13 protein-coding genes are annotated in these 16080 nt (G+C 71.4%); 11 read left to right on the top strand and 2 right to left on the bottom strand.

What is annotated here, in order from left to right; all coding sequences use genetic code 11:
- Window positions 1–199: 199 nt before the first annotated feature.
- Entirely contained in the window at window positions 200–997 is a 798-nt protein-coding gene (locus tag ACFPCV_RS08835) for an SGNH/GDSL hydrolase family protein (protein ID WP_378055556.1), read from the bottom strand.
- Window positions 998–1161: 164 nt separating this feature from the next.
- Here ACFPCV_RS08835 and ACFPCV_RS08830 point away from each other — a divergent pair, with 164 nt between their 5' ends.
- The 11 genes from ACFPCV_RS08830 (at window position 1162) to ACFPCV_RS08780 (ending at window position 15352) form a co-directional block, all read left to right on the top strand.
- Entirely contained in the window at window positions 1162–1731 is a 570-nt protein-coding gene (locus ACFPCV_RS08830) for an SACE_7040 family transcriptional regulator (protein WP_378055555.1), read from the top strand.
- 126 nt (window positions 1732–1857) lie between these two features.
- Window positions 1858–2655 (top strand): SAM-dependent methyltransferase, encoded by a 798-nt coding sequence (locus ACFPCV_RS08825; RefSeq protein WP_378055554.1) that lies wholly within the window; start codon window positions 1858–1860, stop codon window positions 2653–2655.
- 87 nt (window positions 2656–2742) lie between these two features.
- Window positions 2743–4779, top strand: a complete 2037-nt coding sequence (locus ACFPCV_RS08820; protein ID WP_378055553.1) for a diguanylate cyclase domain-containing protein — start codon at window positions 2743–2745, stop codon at window positions 4777–4779.
- On the top strand, window positions 4760–5212 hold the full coding sequence (locus tag ACFPCV_RS08815; RefSeq protein WP_378055740.1) for a hypothetical protein: 453 nt from the start codon (window positions 4760–4762) through the stop codon (window positions 5210–5212). The genes ACFPCV_RS08820 and ACFPCV_RS08815 overlap by 20 nt, the downstream gene beginning before the upstream one ends.
- 151 nt (window positions 5213–5363) lie before the next feature.
- Window positions 5364–6899 (top strand): PucR family transcriptional regulator, encoded by a 1536-nt coding sequence (locus tag ACFPCV_RS08810; protein ID WP_378055552.1) that lies wholly within the window; start codon window positions 5364–5366, stop codon window positions 6897–6899.
- A gap of 123 nt (window positions 6900–7022) precedes the next feature.
- Complete coding sequence (gene ald, locus ACFPCV_RS08805) at window positions 7023–8138, top strand: alanine dehydrogenase (RefSeq protein WP_378055551.1); 1116 nt, start codon at window positions 7023–7025, stop codon at window positions 8136–8138.
- A gap of 443 nt (window positions 8139–8581) precedes the next feature.
- Window positions 8582–8791: a hypothetical protein gene (locus tag ACFPCV_RS08800; protein WP_378055550.1), complete on the top strand. Its 210-nt coding sequence runs from the start codon at window positions 8582–8584 to the stop codon at window positions 8789–8791.
- The gene (locus ACFPCV_RS08795) at window positions 8788–9093 is read left to right on the top strand and encodes a hypothetical protein (protein WP_378055549.1); all 306 of its coding nucleotides are present in this window, start codon (window positions 8788–8790) and stop codon (window positions 9091–9093) included. The genes ACFPCV_RS08800 and ACFPCV_RS08795 overlap by 4 nt, the downstream gene beginning before the upstream one ends.
- An 87-nt stretch (window positions 9094–9180) precedes the next feature.
- Window positions 9181–10509, top strand: coding sequence for an ATP-binding cassette domain-containing protein (locus tag ACFPCV_RS08790; protein WP_378055548.1), 1329 nt, complete (start codon window positions 9181–9183; stop codon window positions 10507–10509).
- Window positions 10509–11411 (top strand): ABC transporter permease, encoded by a 903-nt coding sequence (locus ACFPCV_RS08785; RefSeq protein ID WP_378055547.1) that lies wholly within the window; start codon window positions 10509–10511, stop codon window positions 11409–11411. The genes ACFPCV_RS08790 and ACFPCV_RS08785 overlap by 1 nt, the downstream gene beginning before the upstream one ends.
- Before the next feature lie 92 nt (window positions 11412–11503).
- The gene (locus tag ACFPCV_RS08780; protein ID WP_378055546.1) at window positions 11504–15352 is read left to right on the top strand and encodes an ABC transporter ATP-binding protein; all 3849 of its coding nucleotides are present in this window, start codon (window positions 11504–11506) and stop codon (window positions 15350–15352) included.
- Here the strand turns inward: ACFPCV_RS08780 and ACFPCV_RS08775 are convergent.
- Window positions 15309–16079: an ESX secretion-associated protein EspG gene (locus tag ACFPCV_RS08775; RefSeq protein ID WP_378055545.1), complete on the bottom strand. Its 771-nt coding sequence runs from the start codon at window positions 16077–16079 to the stop codon at window positions 15309–15311. The two genes, ACFPCV_RS08780 and ACFPCV_RS08775, sit on opposite strands and share 44 nt — an antisense overlap.
- Window position 16080 lies beyond the last annotated feature (1 nt).

The raw sequence follows: 16080 nt of genomic DNA, 5'->3' as shown, positions 1-16080 counted from the left end.
TGACGGCGTGGCAATGCCCTGAAAGGCGCGTTCAGGGCGCTGAGCGCCCTGAACGGCCCATTGACGGCACTCGTCACGCCGTGAACGCGCCTTTCACCGCGGCCCGCCTGCCGGTGCCCGTCGGGCGCTGCGCGCCCGACGTCCGCTGCGCGGGTGCGGGCGCCCCCGAACGACACTTTCGGGACAGCGGGGGAACGATCTAGGCGACCGCGGACAACGCCGCGTAGTAGCCGCCGCGGTGACCGGCCGCGTTCGGGTGATACGACTCGTCGATCGGGAAGGTGACGCTGTTCAGCCACCAGTCACCGGCCGAGCAGATCTCGTGGCCTGCGAACGCGGGGCGCCCGTCCACGAAGGTGAAGCCGAACGCGCCGGCACGGGCGGAGACGACCTCGGCCAGCACGTCGGACGAGCTGTTGATGGCCGCGCGCTTGGTCTCGGAAAGACCGACGTTGCAGTCACCGTTCAGCTGGTAGATGTGCGGGTAGCCGAGCACGACCACCCGCGCGTTCGGCGCCCGGCCGCTGATCTCGGTGTAGACGCCGTCCAGCCTGCCGGGCAGCGTGGTGCGCGCGAAGTTCTGCGCCTCCTGGTTGCGGGCCACGCAAGCGGCGTCCGAGCCGAGGTTGCAGTCTGTCATGACGTCCGCGAAACCCGCGTCGTTGCCGCCGATGGAGATCGTGACGAGCTCGGTGTCCGAGGTGAGGGCGCCGACCTGGTCGGCGAGGACGTCCGAGGTGACCGCGCCGGAACAGGCGACGAAGTCGAACGCGGACGGGGCGTTGGCGTCGGCCCACAGCTGCGCGTACGCGTTGGCGCTGCGCTTGCAGCCACCGCTGTCGCCGTAGTCGCCGGCACCCGTGCCGGACGCGTACGAGTCACCGAGCGCGACGTACTTTCCCGCTGCCACAACGGGATCGGCCGACGCGGGGGCCACGGCCGCGCCGGTCGCGGCCACGGCCGCGAAGAGGGAGATGACAATGGAACGGAGACGCATTTCAACCTCCTGTGGAGGGATTCCCGACGATCAACATCACTACCAGCAGGTAACGGGGCGCCGGACCACCTCGTTAGTCGTTCACGGTTGCCAGACGGCAACCGATCGACACTGGTGAGCGACGGTGTTAGCGGCCGCTAACGTCGGGTCGGTAGCATGTCGCCGTGCCCACTCGCCGCGAGCAGATACTCGCCGCCGCAGCGGAACTGTTCGCGCGCCACGGTTTCCACGGGGTGGGCATCGACGAGATCGGCGCCGCCGTCGGGGTGTCCGGGCCCGCGCTCTACCGGCACTTCCGCAGCAAGGACGCGATGCTCGGCGAGATGCTGACCGCCATCAGCGAGGTGCTGCTCGCCGGCGGGCTGGAACGGCGCGAACGCACCGAGGACCCCGCGAAGCTCCTCGGCGAGCTGATCGCCTTCCACGTCGACTTCGCGCTCGACAACCCCGCGCTGATCACCGTGCAGGAACGCAACCTCGGCAACCTCACCGACCCGGACCACCGCCGCGTGCGGGCACTGCAGCGCCGCTACGTCGAGGTGTGGGTGCAGGCGGTCCGCGAGACCGCGGCCGAACTCGACGAGCCGACCGCCCGCGCCGCCGCGCACGCCGTGTTCGGGCTGATCAACTCGACCCCGCACAGCCGCCACATCGGCCGCGACGGGATGGCCACGATGCTGCGCGAGATGGCCGCCGCGGCACTCGCGGGCGTGGCGGGGGAAACCCGGCGCTGACCGGGTGTGATCACCGCCTCGGCAAACGTTTTCTTCGGGTGGTCCATACGGGTGACCGCCCGCCACAGCAGGTCGACGTCTCGGTAGTGTCTCGCTTACCGATCGATTCAGACCAAGAGGTGGACGGTGTCACAGCAGACCAACTGGGTTCCGACCTCGGTTGACCTCGAAAAGGCCAGTGCGGCGCGGATGTACGACTACGTCCTCGGCGGCAACCACAACTTCGCGGTCGACCGCGCGCTTGCCGAGGAGCTGCTCAAGGTGCAGCCCGAGGTCAAGCGGTTCGTCATCCAGAACAGGGCGTTCATGCGGCGCGCGGTGCTGTTCCTGGTCGAGCAGGGCATCCGGCAGTTCCTCGACCTCGGGTCCGGCATCCCCACCGTCGGCAACGTGCACGAGGTCGCCCAGGCGGTCGACCCGAGGGCCAGGGTGGTCTACGTCGACAACGAGCACGTCGCGGTCGCGCACAGCCAGCTCCTGCTGGACGGCAACCCGAGCGCGGCGATGGTGCACGCCGACATCACCAAGCCCAACCTCGTGCTCAACGACGAGACCACCCGGCGCGTCCTCGACTTCGACCAGCCCATCGGGTTGCTGGGAATCACGATCGGTCACTACATCCTGCCCGAGCACGACCCCGGCGAGGTCTTCGCGACCTACCGCAACGCGCTCGCGCCCGGCAGCTACCTCGCCCTCACCCACCTCACCGACGACTTCGGGGAGGACACCAGCGAGGAGATCATCGAGAAGCTGAAGAAGTCGCAGAACACCGTGATGTCCCGCACCAGGTCGGAGATCCTGTCGTTCTTCGGCGACTTCGAGCTGGTGGCGCCCGGTCTCGTCGGCACGTCGCAGTGGCGGCCGGAGCGGGAGGCCGACGACGAGAACGACGGTCTGTACGCCGGGGTCGCCCGGAAGGGTTAACACGGTCGGGGATGACTGGGTGGCGGCGACGGCCCGTGCCCGGGCACCATGCATGAGCAACGACCACACAACCATGGACATCCCGCAATGCCCGACCCAAGCGTGACCGCTCCGCCCGTGCACCGCCGGGAGCAGCTGGCGCGCGCCTGGACCAGGTCGGCGACGTCCGCGTCGTACATCCCCCGGTCCGCCGACGACATCGAGAACCTCCTCCTCGAACTGGTCGACGACGTGCTCGCGTCGCTCGGCGCCGACGAGTTCTCCGTGTCGGCGGGCACCCGTATCGGCGCACGGCTCGTCAGCGAGGGCTTCGTCGACCCGCCCGCGCTCGCGGCCACGATCAACGTGCTCTCCCGCGAACTGCTCGCCGACCTCGCCACGACCCCGGACACCGAGCTGGCGCGACGCACGGTCGCACTGCTCGGCGCGCTGTCCGCCGGCTACGCGGACGGGCTGCGGGGCTACACGCTCACCCAGCAGGAAGAGGTCAAACAGGCGCTGTTCAACGCGGTCCTGCGGGCAGAGCACAACCTGAGGGGCATCGAGAACCGCTTCCTCGAGGTGTTCGCCTCGTCCGCCTCGGGCATCGCGATCACCGATCTCAACGGCATGTGCATCGAGGCCAACCCGGCACTCGGCGCGATCCTCGCCACCAGCTCCGAGCGGCTGCCCGGCCGGATGCTGACCGACATCTTCCGCGACGAGGGCGCGGGCGACGTGATGGGCGCCTACCACCGCATCCTCGACGGCGGGCAGTCCCGCGTGCAGGAACACCGCAGGCTCCGCAAGGAGAACGGCGAGGTCGCGTGGGTGCTGCTCGCGATCTCACTGCTGCGTGACGGCGCGGGCACACCCGTCTACTTCGTCACGATGGTGCAGGACGTCACCGAGCTGCACCTGTTGCAGGACCGGCTCGGCCACCAGCTGCTCTACGACGCGCTGACCGGCCTCGCGAACCGGCAGTGCTTCCACACGAAGCTGGAGAGCATGCTCGAACGTGCCGACCCGAAGGCGACGATCACGTTGTGCTGCCTCAACCTCGATGCGTTCTCACTGGTGAACAACAGCTTCGGCCACGCGGTCGGCGACCGGCTGCTGCAGGCCGTCGGCCGCAGGCTCGAGGCGGCGGTGTCGGAGGAGGACGCGCTCGTGGCCCGCATCGCGGGCGACGAGTTCGCCGTGCTCATCGAGGACTCGCCGGCCACGCAGGACATCGGTGACCTGATCGCCACGATCACCGGGGAGCTGGCCGAACCGGAGTACATCGACGGGATCGGCGTCGCGGTCGGCGCGAGCGTCGGCGCGGTGCGCAGGTACGCGGGCGATGGCGACGCGGCCGAGTTGTTCCGTGCCGCGGACACCGCACTGCGCAAGGCGAAGGCCACCGGCAGGCGGCAGTGGGCCGGGTTCCACGACGACGAGGACCGGACGGCCCTCCGGCTCGACCGGCTCGCCGCGTCGCTGCCCGCCGCGTGGGAGGTCGGCGACCTGACCGTGGAGCTCGTGCCGGTCGTGCGGCTGGCGGACCGCGAACCCGTTGGCGCGCGGGCGGTTCTGGCGTGGGACGAGACCGACCACGCGACGTGCCTTCAGCTCGCGGAACGCACCGGCTGGTCGGTCCACATCGGACCGTTGCTGTTGCTGGCTGCCTGCAAGGGGTTCGCCGGTTCGCCCGGCTTGCTGCGGGTGCAGCTGACCCGCAACCAGTCCGGCGACGCCGACCTCGTGCGTGCCGTGCGAACGGCACTGGAGGAGAGCGGGCTCGCCGAGGACCGGCTGGAGCTGTCGCTCGACGTCGGCGCGCTGCTCGACGACTTCGGTGACGCGCGGGACAACCGGGAGGTGCTCGCCGACATCGGCGTACGGGTCGGGTTGTGCGGGGTCACGGGCGGGCCGCTGGACTTCGAGCTGGTCAGCAGCACCGGGGCGCGGTCGGTGACGCTGTCCGGCGCGCTCGGGGCCGGCAGTCCGGTGCTGGCCGAGGAGACCGCGCGCACGGTGCGGATGTTCGCCACGCTCGACGCCGTCTGCTCGGTGCTCGACGTGCCCACGCTCGAAGCGGCGGACTGGTGGGCGGCCATCGGGGTGGCCACCGCGCAGGGTGGTGTGTTCGGTGGATCCTGAGTCACAGGTGGTGGTCGCGGCCAGCGCCGCGCTCACCGCCATGCAGGCGGGGATGGCGGAGCCCGCGGTCCCGGACGAGCACGCCAGGGACGTGATGTCGTTGCTGTTCCACGAGTGCAGCGCGATGGTGGCGGCACTCGGCGCAGGCGGCACGGCACCGGTGAAGATGCAGGTGTACGACAACGCGGGCAACGAGGTGCCGATCGACGAGGCCGACCCGCCGGTCCGCACCGCGGTGCGGGTACTGCTCGCGGAGGTGCACGGCGACAGCGAGTCGGCGCGCGCACACATCGAGATCGCGCTCACCAACGCGGCACCGGAGGAGATGGACATGCTGATGGTCCAGGCACTCCGGTGGACCATGCGGTTGTCCGACGAATGCGTCCGCCGCGACCTGCCGGTCGCGGACTGGATCACCACGGCGTTGTCCTAGACGGCGTGGCCGATGCCCTGAAAGGCGCGTTCAGGGCACTCAGCGCCCTGAACGGCCCATTCACGGCACTCGTCGACGCCCCGGCGCGTACCGCGTGTCATCGGGGTCTTCGACCGGCACCCGGAGCGGCCGTCCTTGCATACTTGCTGCCGTGATCACCGTGCAGGGCGTCGTGGACCGGGTCGGGCCGACGCTGCTGCACACCCGGTTCGCGGGGCGGGGCGGGCACGTCACCGACGTCGTGATCGCCGAGTCCGGGCGGCGTGACCAGGTCGGCGACGGGGACCTGGTCCTCGGCGTCGCCGTGCACGCCAGCAAGGACGCCGCCGAGTTGGTCCGGTACTGCGGCAGCCAGGGCGCGGCCGCGGTGCTGCTCAAGCCGCCGCTGCCGGTGCGGGCCGCGGTCCGGTCGGCAGCGCAGGCACACGGGACCGCGCTGGTGGAGGTCCACGCCGCCGCCTCATGGGCGCAGGTCGTGTGGCTCCTGCGGTCCGTGCTGGACGCGGCCGCCGACGAGTCCGACGACTCCCGCGGCGGCGAACCCGGCCTCGGCGACCTGTTCCGGCTGGCCGACGCGGCCGCCGCGGTGGTCGACGCGCCGGTCACCATCGAGGACGCGAACTCGCGCGTGCTCGCCTACTCCGCACGGCAGGACCGCACCGACCCGGCCCGGGTGTCGACGATCATGGGACGGCGGGTGCCGGACGACGTGCTCGCCCGCTTCCGGTCGCGGGGGGTGTTCCGGGAGCTGTCCCGCGGCCGGACGACGATCTTCGTGCCGAGGCAGGCCGACGGCACCCTCCCCCGGCTGATCGTGCCGATCCGCATGGGCGGCGAGCTGCTCGGTTCCATGTGGGCGGTCGTGGCGGGACCGGTGTCCGACGAGCGGGCGGCCGCGTTCGCCGACACGGCACCGGTCGTGGCGCTGCACCTGCTGCGCCGCCGGGCCCGCGAGGACGCCGAGCGCCGCCGGTCCGCCGAGCTGGTCCGCGCGGTCCTGGAGGGCACCGGCAGCGTGCGGCTCGCCGCGGCCGAGCTGGACCTGCCCGACGAGCCGCACCGGGTGGTGGCCATGGCCATCCGCACCCCGGACCCGCTGGGCGCCGAGGGCATGCGGCTCGCGCTGTGGGAGCGGATCACCGCGGGGGTCGGCAAACGGCTCGCCGTGACCGAGCTGCGGGACGTCCTGTACGCGGTGGTGCCGGACCGCAGTGGGTGGCCCGCGCTGCGCCAGGCGCTGGCCGCCGAGGAGGAACCGCTGGTCGCGGCCGGACCGCCGGTGCCGCTGACCGAGCTGACCCGGTCGAGGACGCTGGCCGAGGAGATGCTGAACCTGCTGCGGACCGGCCTGATCACCGGTCCCCTGGTCAGCAACGAGGACGCGTGGCAGGTGCTGGTGCTGCACCGGTCCGCCACCGGCGCGCTCGGTGCGGGCGCGACCGAGTTCGGGCCCCTCTCCGTGCTGCGCGCGCAGGACGAGCAGGCCGGCACGTCGTACGTGGACACGCTGTACGAGTGGCTGCGCCACCCCGGCGACCCGCGCGCGGCGAGCAGGGCGCTGCGGATCCACCCGAACACGCTGCGGTACCGGATGGCCAAGCTCGTCGACCTGGCGGAGGTCGACCTCGACAACCCGGACACCCGGCTCGCGCTGCTCGTCCAACTGGCGGCCATCCGCTGGGCGTGACTGTGCCACCAGCACTACAGCGAGCCTCGATTCTGGTTCCAGCGACACGATGACACTTACTTATTGTTATTTCATCGTGGTGTACGACACCCACTTGGCCCATTGTCGGGAAGGACCACAGCCGTGCAGATCGCCGTTCCCCGGGAGATCAAGAACCACGAGTACCGGGTCGCCATGACCCCGGCGGGCGTTCACGAGCTGACCGCGCACGGGCACGACGTGTTCGTCGAGGCGGGCGCCGGGCTCGGCTCCGCGATCACCGACGAGGAGTACCTCGCCGCCGGCGCGAAGGTCCTGGCCAAGGCCGAGGACGTGTGGGCCGAGGGCGAGATGGTCATGAAGGTCAAGGAGCCCATCGCGTCGGAGTACCCGCTGCTGCGCAGGGACCAGGTGCTGTTCACCTACCTGCACCTCGCCGCGGACGAGGCGCTGACGAAGGCGCTGATCGAGGCCGGCACGACCGCGATCGCCTACGAGACGGTGCAGACCGCGAACGGCGCGCTGCCGCTGCTCGCGCCCATGTCCGAGGTGGCAGGCAGGCTCGCGCCGCAGGTGGGCGCGTACGCGATGATGAAGCCCTCCGGCGGCCGAGGGGTGCTGCCGGGTGGTGTGCCGGGCGTCGCCCCTGCCCGTGTCGTGGTGATCGGCGGCGGCGTCGCGGGCCTGAACGCGGCGACGATCGCGGTCGGCATGGGCGCGGACGTGCAGGTCCTGGACACCAACGTCGACCGGCTGCGGCAGATCGACGCCCAGTTCCAGGGACGGCTGCGCACCATCACGTCGAACCGGTACGCCGTCGAGCAGGCCGCCAGGGAGGCGGACCTGGTGATCGGCGCGGTGCTGGTGCCGGGCGCGCGGGCACCGAAGCTGATCGGCAACGAGCTGGTGGCGGACATGAAGCCGGGCTCCGTGCTCGTCGACATCGCGATCGACCAGGGCGGCTGCTTCGCCGACTCGCGCCCGACCACGCACGCCGAGCCGACGTACGAGGTGCACCAGTCGGTCTTCTACTGTGTGGCGAACATGCCGGGCGCGGTGCCGAGGACGTCCACGTACGCGCTGACCAACGTCACGCTGCCGTACGCGACCGCGCTGGCGGGCAAGGGCTGGGAGACCGCGCTGCGGGCGGACCAGGCGCTGGCACTTGGCCTGAACACACACGCGGGCGCGCTGACGAACGGCCCGGTCGCGGCGGCCCACAACCTGCCCCACACCCCGTTGACCGAATTGGTCAACTAATCAACACCCCTGGCGAAAAGCGGAAACGACACGGCCGTCCGAAAAACGCACGCCCGTAAGCATAAACCGAACACCCTGTCGCAAATGGGCGACAGGGTGTTCGCGTAGGAACAGGCGATCGAAAGGGTTCGGCGACCGTCGAACCCGGACACGAGGGCGGCCCGCTCAACCAGCCTGGGGGTCACTGGGAGCGGGCCGCCACGTGCAAGCTTAAAGGTACGGGGCTGGGAACGGTGCAACTGGGGTCCGGTGAGTTTCATTAGTTCTCAAGTCGACACCGTCCGTATCCCGAGCGCCGTTCACGCTGCGCACCGCATCAGTGACTACCCATACGGCGACTCGTCACCCGAGGGGAACGCTCGATCGAGTGAGAATGGAGGCAATGGAGTGAAGTCCCCCTATTACCACTTCGGTCGGCTCATTCCGAGGCCGATGTCGAGATCGTGACTGAACCCCGCTGGTCCGTTCGTTGTATCGATCCGTTCGGCCGGGACCGGGCGTTGATGGTGCTGGTCGAAAACGAGAGGGTCGTGCTCGTCCCCCCTCCTGGTGCCGCCGCGGTGCTGTCCGCGCAGCAGGCCAGGGGCCTCGGGCTCGCTCTCGACCAGGCCGCCGTCCGCACCGACCACCATCCGGGCCGACAGGCCGGGTGAGCGCCGTGTGGCCCGCCATGGACGACACCCGCCGCGCTGTGCTGGCCCGGCTCGCCGCGCTCGACGAGGAGGCCGGGAAGGCCGACCCGTCGACCCTGCTCCCGCTGGCCCGCACCGAACTGCGCCGCCTCGCCGACGGCTGGCGCCGCCTGCTGGCCGTCCACCGCCCCGGCTCCGACGGCCGCTGCATGGCCTGCCGCACCCGCATCCGCGCACGTCGCTGGCCGTGCCAGGTGTGGCGGACCGCCCACGAGCAGCTCATCGGGGAGGAGGTACCGCACCGCCGCCGCAGCGGCGACTGACTCCCAACTACCCCGTTCGGCACAACCCCGCTGACGCCATGCGGCAAGATGACCCGCACGAAACCCGCAGGCGGAGCAGGAGGACACGTGTCGGACGGCAGCGGCCGCATCGTGGTGCAGAACCTGAGCAAGAACTTCGGTCAGGTCGCCGCGGTACAGAACCTCAGTTTCCAGGTGGAACCCGGGTCGGTGACCGGCTTCCTGGGCCCGAACGGCTCCGGCAAGACCACCACGCTGCGCATGCTGCTCGGCCTGGTCACGCCGACGGCAGGCCACGCGACGATCAACGGCCAGCCGTTCAACCGGCTCGGCAACCCCGGCCGGATCGTGGGCGGCGTGCTGGAGGCGCAGGGCTTCCACCCCGGCCGCACGGCGCGGGATCACCTCCGGGTGTACGGCGCCGCGATGGGCGTGCCGGACCAGCGCGCCGACGAGGTGCTGAACCTGGTCGGTCTCGCCGCCGCGGGCAACCGCGCGGCCGGTGGCTTCTCGCTCGGCATGAAGCAGCGCCTCGCGCTGGCCACCGCGCTGCTCGGCGACCCGCAGGTGCTGGTGCTCGACGAGCCCGCGAACGGTCTCGACCCCGAGGGCATCGCGTGGCTGCGCACGTTCCTCAGGGCGTTCGCGCAGAGCGGCCGCACGGTGCTGATCTCCAGCCACCTGCTGGCCGAGGTCGAGCAGACCATCGACCAGGTGGTGATCATCAGCCGTGGCCAGACGATGTACTACGGCATGCTCGACGACCTGCGCAAGGCGCAGAAGAGCAGGGTGATCGTCCAGCCGGCCGACCCGCAGAAGCTCGCGGTCGCGCTGCAGGAGGCCAAGATCACCGAGGTCGCCCCGACGCCGGACGGCAAGCTCGCCGTGGTGGGCGCGACCGTGCAGCAGATCGGTGACATCGCAGCGCAGGCGGGTGTCGCGCTGTACGGCGTGCAGGAGGAGCGGGCCGACCTCGAGCAGATGTTCTTCGCGCTCACGAGCGGTCAGTACTCGGCGCCAGGGCAGGTCGCACACGGCCAGCTGCCGCCGATCCCGCCCGGGTACCAGCAGCCCGGCCCGCCCCAGGGCTACCAGCAGGCGCCGCCGCAGGGCTACCAGCAGCAGCCCCAGCAGGGCTACCAGACGCCGCCGGGCGGGTGGCAGCAGGCACCGCAGGGCACGCCGCCGCAGGGCTACCAGCAGCCGCAGTACCAGCAGCAGCCGCCGCAGGGTTACGCGCCGCCCGCGCAGACCCCGCCGGGCGGGTGGCAACAGCAGCCCCAGCAGGTGCAACCACCGCAGCCGCCCCAGCCACCGCAGGACTGGGGGCAGCCGCCGAGCGGCCCGCAGCCGGTGCAGGCGCCCGTCGCGCCACCGCCACCACCACCCAGTGACAAGAACCCGGACTCCGGCGGCCCGGACGGAGGCAACAACTGATGGGCAACCTGATCAAGGCGGAGTTCCGCAAGATCCTCACCACCAAGATGTGGTGGGCGATGATGATCCCGGCCGTGCTGCTCGCACTCGGCTGGGCGTGGGGTGTCTCGGCGCTGATCACGTCGATCGTCAGCGACATCTCCGACGCGGACATCATCGAGGAGTTCGACATCTCCTTCGACGACCTGTCCTGGTCGGTGATCGCGCTGACGCGCAGCATGAACATCGCGACGATCTTCCCGATGATCTTCGGCACGCTGGCGCTGGCGAGCGAGCTGTCGCGCCGCACGATCACCACGAGCTTCCTGACCGCGCCCACCCGCGGTTCGCTGCTGTCGGCCAAGGCCATCACGTACGTCATCTGGGGTCTGCTGTACGGCCTGGTGATCGCGCTGGGGGCGAGCATCGGCACCGCGCTCGGCTCGAAGAGCGAGTACCTGCCGGACGCGGGCCAGTGGCTGATGATCGGGCTGTCCGGCATCCTCGGCTGTCTGCTGTGGACGCTGTTCGGCCTCGGCATCGGCGCGCTGTTCGGCTCGCCGGTCGGCGCGCTGGTGGTCCTGCTGATCTACTCGCTGATCGTCGGCCCGATCGGCGACCTGGTCATGACGGGCCTCACCGAGGGCTCCTACCTGGCGGGCTTCCTGCCGAACGGCTCCGCGAACGGGCTGACCGGCGCGACCGCGAGCCAGGTGCTCTCCGCACAGGTCATCGACCTCGTCCAGAACGCGGGCGGTGTCGTCGACACCGAGGGCCGCGAGGAGTTCGAGCAGGTCGTGCGCGGTATCGCGGGTGCGCCGGGCGCGCTGTCGCTGTGGCTGTCCGGCCTCGTGTTCCTGGTGTGGACCAGCATCTTCTTCCTGCTGGGCATCATGCGGAACCGGACGCGCGACATCACCTGATCGGCTGAACCAGACGACGGGGTCCGCCATTGGCGGGCCCCGTCGTCGTTCGCGGCCCTGGACTGTCGGTGGTCGCGCCTAATGTGGGTTTCGTGTCGAAGACCTCCCCTAACCGGAGCGAAGCCCGCGGAGCGACCCAGCAACGCTGGATCCGCCGGTTGAGTGCCGCCTGCTGGCGGCACCGGCGGCTGGTCGTGCTCTCCGTCGTCTCGTCGGTCATCGGTGTCGGCTTCCAGGCCGCGGGCCCGGTGCTGGTGAAGCTCGTCGTCGACGACGCGGTGGCAGGCACGACCGAGCGCCTCGCGTGGCTGGTCGCGGTGCTGGTGCTGATGGAGCTGTCCACGTTCGGCACCGCGTTCGTGCGCCGCTACCTGGGTGGCCGCCTCGCGCTCGACGTGCAGCACGACCTGCGCCAGCAGGTGTTCGCCGCGGTGCAGCGGCTCGACGGCGCGAAGCAGGACACGTTGCGCACCGGCCAGGTGGTGTCCCGGTCGATCACGGACCTGCAGGTCGTGCAGGGCATGCTGATGATGGTGCCGCTTTCGATCGGCACGGTGGTGTTCGCGCTGCTCGCGCTCGGCGCGATGCTGTGGCTGTCGCCGTTGCTGACGTTGATCGCGCTGGTGATCACGCCGGTCGTGGCGGTGGTCGCGGTCCGCAGCAAGCGGGTGCTGTTCCCGGCGTCGTGGTCCGCGCAGCAGCGCGCGGCCGACCTCGCGCAGCACGTCGAGGAGACCGTCACCGGCGTGCGGGTGGTCAAGGGCTTCGGTCAGGAGGCCAGGGAGGTCGCGCGGCTGGACAAGGCGGCGCGGAAGCTGTTCGGCGAGCGGATGCGCACCGCGAAGCTGACGTCCCGGCCCGCGGCGACGCTCGTGGCGATGCCTGCCGCCGGCCAGGTCGCGGTGCTGGCGCTCGGCGGCTACATGGCGCTGAACGGGGACGTCACGCTCGGCACGTTCCTGGCGTTCGCGAGCTACGTGGCGAACCTGGTCGGCCCGACACGGCTGCTGTCGAGCCTGCTGGTGAACGTGCAGCTGGCGCGGGCCGGGGTCGAGCGGGTGTACGAGCTGATCGACTCACACCCCACGGTGACCGACGCGCCGGACGCCACCGACGTGCCTGCCGGGCCGGTCGACGTGCGCCTTTCCGGGGTGACGTTCGGGTACACGCGCAGCGAGCCGGTGCTCGACGGGGTGTCGCTCGACGTCGCGCCGGGCGAGACACTCGCGCTGGTCGGCACGGCCGGCTCCGGGAAGTCCACGGTGTCGCTGCTCCTGCCCCGCTTCTACGACGTGCACGAGGGCACGATCTCCGTGGGGGGCGTGGACATCCGGCGGCTGCGGCTCGCGTCGCTGCGGTCCACGGTCGGCGTGGTGTTCGAGGAGGCGTTCCTGTTCTCCGACACCGTGCGGGCCAACATCCGCTACGGCCGGCCCGACGCGACCGACGAGGAGGTGCGGGCGGCCGCGCGGGCGGCGCAGGCCGACGGGTTCATCACCGCGCTGCCCGACGGGTACGACACGGTGGTCGGCGAGCGCGGGCTCACGCTGTCCGGTGGGCAGCGGCAGCGGGTGGCGCTCGCGCGGGCACTGCTGTCCGACCCCCGGGTGCTGGTGCTGGACGACGCGACGTCCGCGGTCGACACGGCCACCGAGGCCGCGATCCACGACACGCTGCGGTCGGTCACCCGCGACCGCACCACGCTGCTGATCGCGCACCGCAGGTCGACCCTGGCGCTTGCCGACCGGATCGCGGTGCTCGACAGGGGCGGAGTGGTCGACGTCGGCACGCATGACGAGCTGACCGCGCGCTGCGAGCTGTACCGGTCGCTGCTGGCCGGTCCGGGCGAGGAGATCGAGGACGACACCGGGCGGGACGTGTCGGCGCTGGTGCCGGGCGCCGACGGCTGGACCCCGGAGCTGTGGCCCACCTCGGTCGAGGAGGAGCCCGGCAGCACCCGCGCGCCGCAGGTGACGACGGGTCCACCCGGCCGGGGCGGGGTCGGGGGCGCCCGCATCGCCGGTGCGCTGGACGGCACCCCGCCGACCCCGGAGCTGCTCGACCGGGTGGCCGCGCTGCCGCCTGCCGGGGAGAAACCGGTGCTGCGCGGTGAGGACCCGACCGCGCCCGACCCCGGCTTCCGGTTACGCCGCCTGCTGAAGCCGGTGCGGCTGATGCTGGTCGTCGTGGCGGGCCTGGTGATCGCCGACGCGGTGCTGACGATGGCGCTGCCGATGCTGTTCCAGCAGGGCGTCGACAAGGGCGTGGTCACCGGCAACGTGACGGCGCTGTGGGTGGTCACGGCCATCGCGGCGGTGCTGGTGATGTTGAGCTTCGCGGACAACGCGGTGAACACGGTGCTGACCGCGCGGGTCGGCGAGCGGCTGCTGTACCTGCTGCGGGTACGCAGCTACGCCCACCTGCAGCGACTCGGGCTGGACTACTTCGAGCGCGAGATGGCCGGCCGCATCATGACGCGGATGACGACCGACGTCGACGCGCTGTCGACGTTCCTGCAGACCGGGCTGACGAGTGCGCTGGCGAGCCTGCTGACGATCGTCGCGATCACGGGCGCGCTGCTCGTCACCGACCCGCAGCTGGCGCTGGTCGCGTTGTCGGTGCTGCCGGTGCTGGTGGCGGCGACGGTGGTCTTCCAGCGCCTGTCGTCGGCCGCGTACTCGCAGGCGCGCGAGCAGGTGAGCGCGGTGAACGCGGACATGCAGGAGAACGTGTCCGGTCTGCGGGTGGCGCAGGCGTTCACGCGCGAGGAGCACTCGGCGAAGGAGTTCGCGCAGCGCAGCGACACCTACCGCCGCACCCGGCTGCGCGCACAGCGCTACGTGGCGACGTACTTCCCGTTCGTGGCGTTGCTCGCCGGTCTCGCACGGGCGGCGGTGCTGGTGGTCGGCGCGCAACGGGTGGCGTCCGGCGACCTGTCGATCGGTGTGCTGCTGGCGTTCATGCTGTACCTGAACCTGTTCTTCTCCCCGGTGCAGCAGCTGTCGACCGTCTTCGACGGCTACCAGCAGGCCAGGGTGGGCCTGCGCCGCATCGCGGACCTGCTGCGCACGCCGACGTCGGTGCCACCGCCTGCGTCGGCGATCCCGGTCCCGCCGAAGCTGGCCGGTGCGGTGGAGCTGCGGAACGTGTCGTTCACCTACCCGGGCACCGACCACCCGGCCGTCGCGGACCTGAACCTGACGGTGGCCCCCGGCGAGACGGTGGCGCTGGTCGGCGCGACCGGCGCGGGCAAGTCCACGGTGGTCAAGCTGATCGCCCGCTTCTACGACCCGACGGCGGGCGCGGTGCTGGTGGACGGCGTCGACCTGCGCGACCACGACCCGTCCGAGTACCGGCAGCGCCTCGGCGTCGTCCCGCAGGAGGCGCACCTGTTCACGGGGGACGTGGCGAGCAACGTCGGCTACGGCGTGTCCCTCGACGGCGGCAACGGCGACCGGGCAGCCATCGAGGACGCCGTCCGCAAGGTGGGCGCCCTCCAGATGGTCGCCGAGCTCCCGGCCGGTTTCCGCCAGCAGGTCGGTGAACGGGGCCAGGGCCTGTCCGCGGGCCAGCGCCAGCTGATCGCCCTGGCGAGAGCCGAGCTGGTGAACCCGGACATCCTGCTGCTGGACGAGGCGACCGCCGCCCTGGACCCGGTGACGGAGTCGGTGGTCTTGACCGCCGGCGAACACCTGGCCCGCCCGCGAACCACCTTCGTGGTGGCCCACCGCCTGGCCACGGCGGCCAGAGCCGACCGCATCCTGGTCCTGTCCGACGGCCGCGTGGTGGAAGCGGGCACCCACACCGAACTACTGGCAGAGAACGGCCACTACGCCACGCTGTGGCGACACGGCACCGCGGAGAACGGTCTGCTGCCGCGAGAGGGTGCCGCGGGCGTCAGGTCCGCACTCGACGAGGCAGGCCTCGATGCGCACCGTTGAGCGCGGCGACGAGGTCGGCACCGGCCCCAGGCACAACACGCACGCCCCGTGGTTGCCGGGTGAGGAGGACGCGGCCACCGGCCAGGTCCGCATAGCGGACCGGCTGACCGACGTGCCGGAGGCCGGAACGGTCCCGGTGGGCGACCCACAGTTCGCCGCCACCGGTCCGGGGCTGGGTGAGGAGCTGCCTGGCCGCACGTGCTTCCGGACTCGCGCGCAGGACGGTCGCACCGGCCGGGCCGAGTCGCCGCCCCGTCTTGTTCACCGACCGCACCTCGGCGGGTGACACCGTCCATGGGCGACCAGGCAGGGGAGGAAGTTCCGGGAGCTGGGCGACGAGTCGCTCAGTGAGGCGGCCGGCGGGGATGCCGCTCAGCCCGACCATGTCGTCCGGTGTGCGGACCGCGAGCACCGCGTCCTTGCCGATCCGCGCGGCGAGCACGGCGATCGTGACGCCGACGTGGGTGATCCAGCCGTACGCCTCGTCGACGGGACGGCAGAGCACCGCGAGCGATGCGCTGACCTCCCGCTCCAGCCGACCCGCGCGGTCGCACCAGCCAAGCTTCGTGAGCCAGTCAGCCGACCGGTCCGGCCAGGGATCGGGCTCGTGGGGCGGCCGCCACACCGCGGTGGGCGCGAGCGCGATGTGCGGCTCACCGAGTCCGTGCCGTGCGACCAGCCAGGCCAGGACCCGCGCCGGAACCGTCGCGGGCACGAAGAGCGCCATC

Origin of the sequence: Actinophytocola glycyrrhizae, from assembly GCF_042653545.1 — a bacterium.
GTDB lineage: Bacteria > Actinomycetota > Actinomycetes > Mycobacteriales > Pseudonocardiaceae > Actinophytocola > Actinophytocola glycyrrhizae.
The sequence above is the reverse complement of the archived record's forward strand: the minus strand, read 5'-3'. Positions and strand labels throughout refer to the sequence as shown.